The organism is Treponema zioleckii (assembly GCF_014737315.1).
Lineage (GTDB): Bacteria > Spirochaetota > Spirochaetia > Treponematales > Treponemataceae > Treponema_D > Treponema_D zioleckii.
The window spans coordinates 25,334-32,161 of sequence record NZ_JPUF01000046.1; the positions used below are offsets into that span (position 1 = coordinate 25,334).

8 protein-coding genes are annotated in these 6,828 nt (G+C 38.9%); 5 read left to right on the top strand and 3 right to left on the bottom strand.

What is annotated here, in order from left to right; all coding sequences use genetic code 11:
• Nucleotides 1-113 precede the first annotated feature (113 nt).
• Together JI65_RS11860 and JI65_RS11865 are read left to right on the top strand one after the other, a co-directional pair.
• On the top strand, nucleotides 114-665 hold the full coding sequence (locus JI65_RS11860) for a hypothetical protein (RefSeq protein WP_191016864.1): 552 nt from the start codon (nucleotides 114-116) through the stop codon (nucleotides 663-665).
• Nucleotides 666-1,112: 447 nt separating this feature from the next.
• Nucleotides 1,113-1,622 carry a hypothetical protein gene (locus tag JI65_RS11865; protein ID WP_191016866.1) on the top strand — a complete coding sequence of 170 codons (510 nt, stop codon included), beginning with the start codon at nucleotides 1,113-1,115 and terminating at the stop codon, nucleotides 1,620-1,622.
• Nucleotides 1,623-2,026: 404 nt separating this feature from the next.
• Here the strand turns inward: JI65_RS11865 and JI65_RS11870 are convergent, their stop codons facing one another.
• Nucleotides 2,027-2,893, bottom strand: a complete 867-nt coding sequence (locus JI65_RS11870) for a leucine-rich repeat protein (RefSeq protein WP_191016868.1) — start codon at nucleotides 2,891-2,893, stop codon at nucleotides 2,027-2,029.
• A 453-nt stretch (nucleotides 2,894-3,346) separates the two neighbouring features.
• Here JI65_RS11870 and JI65_RS11875 point away from each other — a divergent pair, with 453 nt between their 5' ends.
• The 3 genes from JI65_RS11875 to JI65_RS11885 are packed head-to-tail and all read left to right on the top strand — an operon-like array spanning nucleotide 3,347 to nucleotide 5,396.
• Nucleotides 3,347-3,991 (top strand): LuxR C-terminal-related transcriptional regulator, encoded by a 645-nt coding sequence (locus JI65_RS11875; RefSeq protein WP_191016870.1) that lies wholly within the window; start codon nucleotides 3,347-3,349, stop codon nucleotides 3,989-3,991.
• Nucleotides 3,988-4,578: a hypothetical protein gene (locus JI65_RS11880; protein ID WP_191016872.1), complete on the top strand. Its 591-nt coding sequence runs from the start codon at nucleotides 3,988-3,990 to the stop codon at nucleotides 4,576-4,578. The genes JI65_RS11875 and JI65_RS11880 overlap by 4 nt, the downstream gene beginning before the upstream one ends.
• On the top strand, nucleotides 4,575-5,396 hold the full coding sequence (locus tag JI65_RS11885; RefSeq protein WP_191016874.1) for a sensor histidine kinase: 822 nt from the start codon (nucleotides 4,575-4,577) through the stop codon (nucleotides 5,394-5,396). The genes JI65_RS11880 and JI65_RS11885 overlap by 4 nt, the downstream gene beginning before the upstream one ends.
• A 162-nt stretch (nucleotides 5,397-5,558) precedes the next feature.
• Here the strand turns inward: JI65_RS11885 and JI65_RS11890 are convergent, their stop codons facing one another.
• Nucleotides 5,559-5,900 carry a hypothetical protein gene (locus JI65_RS11890; protein WP_191016876.1) on the bottom strand — a complete coding sequence of 114 codons (342 nt, stop codon included), beginning with the start codon at nucleotides 5,898-5,900 and terminating at the stop codon, nucleotides 5,559-5,561.
• A gap of 633 nt (nucleotides 5,901-6,533) precedes the next feature.
• On the bottom strand, nucleotides 6,534-6,659 hold the full coding sequence (locus JI65_RS17570) for a hypothetical protein (RefSeq protein WP_277950599.1): 126 nt from the start codon (nucleotides 6,657-6,659) through the stop codon (nucleotides 6,534-6,536).
• Nucleotides 6,660-6,828 lie beyond the last annotated feature (169 nt).

The window sequence follows — 6,828 nt, forward strand, 5'->3', positions numbered from 1 at the left end:
ATTTTTCAAAATCTGTGTGACAAATTAAAATATTCCCCTCCCAAAAATCGCGATTTGTAGGAAGCGCAAAAAACTTTGAGATTGAGAATGAAAAAAAGTATATTTTTGGATTTGTGTTTATTTTATTATTTGTCATCAGTTTTATCGTGTATCCCGTTCAAGTGCGGATTGATTATCTGCCATACGATTTATGCACGTTAGAACCGCTTGGAATTGCAAATATTAAAAATACTGAAAAAAAGTATTTGATAAAAAATATCGATTATTTTCGAATTTGCTCACTTTTAAGAAAATTAGAAAAGACTTATGAGATTAACTTTGATGATAATGTGCAGTTTGAGCTGGATTTGGATTGGGATGAAGATGAAAATCAGAATGATTTGAATAATGAAATAGTCAAGAAAATTACAGAACCTCAGTCAAGCAGTATTAGAAAAGTCAAAATCATAGATCGATTTGTAAATGTAAGATATGTTGTGAATTTTTCTGATAGCAAGAAAATAAAAAGAATTGCCCTGGGACACAGTAAAAATATAATAATTGTAAATGATGATTTTTACTCGATTCCAATAGGCGACTACAAGAAACTGTTATTCTTTTTTTCAGGGTTGATAAATGACAAAATAAATGTAGAATTAAATTTCCCCAAAGGGTTATATGATTGATTAATTATATTTTGCCTGTATTGACGGTAAGAAATGTAAAGGCCGAATGTATAGGCAATTTCTTTCCGCTCTCTCTTTTCCTGTTAAAGTCGGGAAGAATCAACCTTGTAGAGACGGAAAGAAACAACCAATAAGGGACGGAGAGAAAAGACCAAAAACTCAATTCCTTGTATAGTTGCTAGTTAGTTAATTTGTGGCTGAAGCGGAAGTATAGACCTTGCCCTTTTTGTCGTGAATGACAGAACTTCATTATTCAGGCCTCGGTGGCTTTCTCTGGCCTATGGAAAAGCTTTTCTAAAAGCAGAGCCGCTTGCAAGGTTATCTGGATGATTAGTAAATACTAGAGATGCTTCAATTGATCCTTTTTCTCGCTGCTCTGACTCTGATTTTACACAGATATAGCAAAGGTCTGTGTTATTCAAATATGATACAGGAGATAATTCTGAAATGAAAAATGCTATTTTGGATAAAATTGTAAAAACTTTTGCGGCGGTATTATGCCTGTTTTTTGCGTCTTGTAAAACAAATCAAGTGCTGCATCCTGCTGTTGACCCAATGGAGGCAGACAGCTTTAGCTTAGTATCCGTTAATGGAACTTATGAAGAAACACATGATTTAGTTCTTGAGTGGGCAAAGTATTATTCTTTAGAAATAGTCAGTGATGACCCTGAAAAACAGGAAATTGTCTTTGCTCCGGTTTCGTTTAAAATCGAAGGAACTCTTTACTGGGCAGATGAAGTTACTATTACATATCCCGAAAAGTATGAGAAAAGAATGGTATTTACTTTTGGACAGTTTACTAAAACTAAAAAAAGAATTCCTCTTGTTGCAGAGTACGGTGAGTACAGAGCCTGTTATACAGCTTATACTCTGTTTGTTCATCCTCTGCAAAAGACTAGAGAGAGGGATTTTAAACACGGAATGCCAAAAAATAAGCGGTTTGATGCCTGCTGGTAGAAAACTATAATCGCAATCTTAGTAGAAAATGCCCGGTGCCCATGCTTCGACTTCGCTCAACAACCGTGAGTCGGCTCGGTTCGGTTCGACTCCGCTCACCGACCGGAGCAACAAATTTTGGTGTCTGAGCGGAGTCGAAGGCAACGCTAATTTTACTGATAGTAAAGGATAATTAATTTAGGAATTGTTTTGTATAAAACAGGAGGTTTTATGATGCCGGATATTTATTTGCCGTTCTAAAACCGCTCCGAATCAATCTGGAAGAAAGGAAAAGATATGTTCCTAAGAAAGTGACTAATGAACCAAGTAGAGCAAAGATTCCACCGATTATTGCTTCTTTCATAAACTTATGCTCTAAAAACCACTGCATTTAACAACGAAAAATACAGTGGTTAAATTAAAAATTAGAATTCGCCAGTGTAACCAGAAGCTTTGATAGCCTGTTTTGCTTTTAATCCAAGTGAGCGACAATAAAGGAATGCTTCATTGTTCCAACCTTCATTTGGATATTCAATTTTTACATTCTTAGGAAATACTACTTCTGTTAGTTTTTTCAAGTTTTTGAATGCTTGGCACGGAATTGTTTTAATTGTAGAAGGTAAAATTATTTTTTCAATTTTAACGATATGAGGATGTCCCCTATCCTCACTTAAATTCCATACGACAGTCACACCTTTTTCAAAAGAAAGTTCCTTTATATCATCATTTATAAAAAGCGGAGTTGTGTAGTATGGAAAATCATATTTAAATTCATTTGCATAATTTTTATCAAAAATCCAGTCCTTGCTTATTTCAAATTTATCTCCGCAATTCTTGACGATAAGACTTTGCAATTCAACTTTTCTTCCTTTTTGAGGAACAGAGCCAATGAAAACTGCTCTACCGCCTTCAAAGTACAGTGGTTTTGTCGCCGTACCAGTATATTCAATTAATTTTAGTGAATCATCGTTCCAAAAATCATATTCACTTGCATTGATATACAAAACACTTTCTGGAATGGAAATCTTTGTAATATTTCTACTGCCGCTAATACATGCTCCTATTACAGACAAACCTTCTATTTCCTTTGGAATTTCTACCTCTGTTATGTTGTCCTCGTCCATTTTGTCTTCATAAAAGTTTGTGATATAAACATAATCGCCTTTCATGCCAATTTTTGAAAGAATATCCAGTGGACACAAATCGTATTTAAAATACTTGTCAGGGGTTGCAGCAAAACAAGAGAAAGCCGTTGCAATAGCAAGGCTTAAAGCCAATAAAATTTTTTTCATAATAAAATATCCTCCGAGTTTAACGTCCTCCGACTAAATCCTATATTCAGTGTACACTGAACATTTTTCGAGAAAATTTGTTCTTGTAACACAAGCACGCCGGTGGCGTGTCCGCCTAACACGTTTTGGCTCTGCTGCAAACAGCGCATTACCATCCACAGCAAAAAAACTTTCCAAATCTTTGCGGTCAATTTTTCTCATTTATTTTCTCTTCGATACAATATAAAGATTTATTTCTTTGAAAATTATTTTACATAGAGCTTTTTGAATTGTATTGAGTATTTAGGAATAGGATTGTCGGGAGTTAACTCCCGATTTTATAAGAACTCAGTTTTCTCCGCGGAACAGTCACCTTGTTTTTTTCTTTTTTTAGCAGGATGATTTTCTACTCCCGAAATTTCTGGGAGTAATTCCCCTACAAAACCATTCCTTTTTCATAGTATAATTATGCCTATGAGAAAAAGCATAATTCTTGTTGATGATCACGCACTCTTACTGAACGGAATTAAAAACTGGATAGAAAATCATTCGGATTATAAGGTAGAATTTCAGGCAAGTAACGTTAAAGACTGTAAGGAAATCCAGAATCAGTTTGAGAAAGGAAGTCTTAAGGCAGACGAATTTCTTGCGGTCGTTGATATTTCATTTAAGTCTTCCGATTCGCAGATGGAAAACTCCGGTTTTGGCATCATCAAAGAATTTTCAGCTCTGGGGATTCCCTGCATTGCCTATTCCAGCCACGATTCGGGAGGCTTTATTGAACACGCAACAAGTTCTGCCGTGGGGGCAAAAGGCTTTGTTTCAAAAACGGCGGATGAAGCCATTCTGCTTGCGGCAATCAATTCGGTGGCAAATGGCGGAACATATATTCAGGCTGAGCTTGTAACCGGGCTTCTGGAAGTACGCGACATCACCCAGACCTTCACTAAAAAGGAAAAACTCGTCGCCGACACGCTGACCATTCACAATACCAATGCTGAAGTTGCCGCAGCCCTTGGAATTGCAGAAAAAACTGTCGTAAATTACCTGACAATTTTATATGATAAGGCAGGAGTAGAGAATAAACTCCAGTTTCTTGAAAAAATGGGAAGATTATGAAATCAAACAAGTTTGCATTCACAGCGTTTTTATGCCTCCTTGCCCTTTTATTGAACATTGCAAGCGCAATGCTGGCCTCCGCCCTCAAACTCCCGGCCTTTTTAGACACAATTTTTACCGTTGCAATCACCTTTTATTCAGGTCTGATTCCCGGAATCATCGTAGCCACCCTTTTTAACCCGGTTATGACACTTATCCGCTGCGCAATGACCGGCAGCGAAATCTTCCTGTATGATTTTTTATACGCTTTATGTGGAATTCTAATTGTTATTGCCTGCTGGCTTTTCAGCCGCAACAAAAAGGAGTTTCATTTTAACCGCCGCGTCACCCTTCTTTACCTTCTGATAATCGTTTTCTTCTCAACCTTTCTAAGCTCATTTTCTGCAAGCGCACTGGACACCTTTATCTGCCCGCTTTTTGAAAAAGCATCTGGTTTTTCTGCAATCGACAACATTTCCCTCGTCTTTCAGAAAATGAATTTCAGCGTATTTTTGTCCTATCTTTTACCCCGCATTCCAATTACGCTTTTAGACCGTTTTATCTGCACCTTTGCCGCATACGGTATTTATTCGGGGCTTCGTAAATGACCGAGCTTGATTTGCAGGATTTAACTTCCGCCCTCAGTCTTTACACCTCATTTTTTATCTTTCTTGTTGTGCTTACCTTTGCCGCCTTTATCATCCTTATGGTGATTTTGATTCACAACATTAAATCCCGCAAAAATCTTAAGGATAACCGCCAATTTATTGAAGAAACAATTGCCGTGCAGGAAGAAGAGCGCCGCCGCATCAGTCAGGAACTTCACGATACTGTAAGCCAGAACATAAAGGCTCTGCTGCTTTCACAAAAGGAACTGAAGGATAAATGTACTGACGAAAAAACTCTTTCTGAGCTCGAAAGAATTGTCAGTCTTGAAAAGAAAAACCAGAAGGAGCTGCGTGCCATAATTCAGAATCTTGCTGTTCCCGCTCTTGCAAGCATTCCCTTTAAGACTGTCATCAATGATTTATGCGAGCAGTTTTACGCCCAGAGTAAAATCCCATGCAAATTTTTTGTTGCACCAGACCTTTCTCTGGACGATTTTGCCACCGAACAAAAGCACCATATCCTGCGCATTATTCAGGAAGCCTTGAACAATGTCCAGGCCCACGCAAAGGCAGACGAGACTAGTGTTGTAATCAGACGGATAAGCGGGCAACAGAAAGCTGGCGACTTGATTCGCATTATGATTTTTGATGACGGGCAGGGCTTCGATTCTACAAAGCAGCTGACTCCGGCCGACGCAGCATCTCACTTTGGCATGAGCGGAATGGAAATGCGCGCGAAACTTTTGGACGGCACTCTTACCGTAAACAGCTCCCCTGACACAGGAACGGAAGTGCGGCTGGAGATTCCTGTTCAGTAAATCGGAGAGTGAATGAAGAAAAATCGTCCGAAGAAATACGAGGAAAGCCTTAAAAATTGTATCTTACTCGCCCGAATAGAATTTTTCACGATTTCCGCAGACCCGTAAAAAAGCCCACTGTCCCTGCAGTTTAAAGCGGGAATACGTTTATATTGTCACAAGTTACGAGCGCGGTGACGAATATTCGGCCTTGTCTATGCCGCAATCGATAAGAACGAGGCTGTCAGCTTTGTTGAAAACGAGCAGAAAAAGTGGAGGGAAGGCTGGGCAACTCACGCCTTTTTGTGGAGAAGCAAACTCGGTCTTTGGGGTGGAGAAAAAATCCTCTGGGGCATTTACAGTGTAGAAAAAGGAGAATGGCTGGCTGATTTTTCTGTAGACGAAAACGAAACTATTTTCTTTGAAGACCTGGTGCTGGTAAAAAAGCCCTACTCCAGCCCCAGCAGCGGCATTTTTGTCTGCCCGATGATTGTAAAGAACGGAAGGCGTACGTTTATTGTCCATTTGTAGCAGCCAGCGGGAGCTTTGAAACTGTGTTATACTTTTTATCTGGCACACAAATTTATCCAGTTTATTTTGTTGATACTATTACACTGAATTTTTCTTTTGAATATATGCACTCCACATTCCTTTTGCATTTGGATTTCCCTGCCGATTGAAATTCCAAGGTCTAATTTCTTTCTTTTCAACTGTCGCTCATATTTTCAAGATGGTGAATTGAAAGAGCTGGCAAAGGTTCTACAGATGATATAATTAATAGTACAATAAATGTAATTAACTCAAGAATCCGAAGTAAGGGTGAGCGAAAAAATCATTTTAAAAATGCAAAAAAATTTTTGAGTTGATAAATGCAAAGCAAAACTGAGTAAGGCATTTCTGAAGGTTCGCAAGTAGGGAGCGACGGCTTTGCCGGAAAAAACTGTGAGACAGGTTTTTAGCGATTCTCCGAGCAACTGTGTTGCGAAGGCTGAAACGAGCGCAGTCGGATTCCTATTACCTTCAGCCATGACAAAACAGGCGCGCTTTTCTGGTAGTGGACGCATTTTTTAAGCTGATTAAAAAAATTCGACATTCGGCCTATTTAGGGATATTTCGATGAAAAAAGTAAGCAAGCTGTGTATGGTGAAGATTTAGTTCTTACTTTCCGAACACTTCCTTGGCATAGTAATCCGCTCCAATCTGGCTTGCGTAGCCTTCCGTGAGGACTGTCACGCTGACGGCACCTGAGATTACGACGAAAGCAAAAAGGCTGTTTCCGTGCAATCTACGAATGTTGCCAAAAACAAAACCACGTTCGTCTTAGAAGACCTAAAACTCCGCTCTGGCGAAATAACTTCAACCCCAAGTCCTTACCGTAATGCAGGCGGGCACGGAAAGCCCTGAAGAAATAAGAAAAAACGAAAAAAAAATCGTCATTCCGCTTGACAGTTTC

Excerpts from the sequence above, each read along its gene's own strand:
- JI65_RS11865 (WP_191016866.1), top strand. The coding sequence starts at position 1,113 with ATGAAAAATGCTATTTTGGATAAAATTGTAAAAACTTTTGCGGCGGTA.
- JI65_RS11870 (WP_191016868.1), bottom strand. The coding sequence starts at position 2,893 with ATGAAAAAAATTTTATTGGCTTTAAGCCTTGCTATTGCAACGGCTTTC.
- JI65_RS11890 (WP_191016876.1), bottom strand. The coding sequence starts at position 5,900 with ATGGACAATAAACGTACGCCTTCCGTTCTTTACAATCATCGGGCAGAC.
- JI65_RS11875 (WP_191016870.1), top strand. The coding sequence starts at position 3,347 with ATGAGAAAAAGCATAATTCTTGTTGATGATCACGCACTCTTACTGAAC.
- JI65_RS11880 (WP_191016872.1), top strand. The coding sequence starts at position 3,988 with ATGAAATCAAACAAGTTTGCATTCACAGCGTTTTTATGCCTCCTTGCC.
- JI65_RS11885 (WP_191016874.1), top strand. The coding sequence starts at position 4,575 with ATGACCGAGCTTGATTTGCAGGATTTAACTTCCGCCCTCAGTCTTTAC.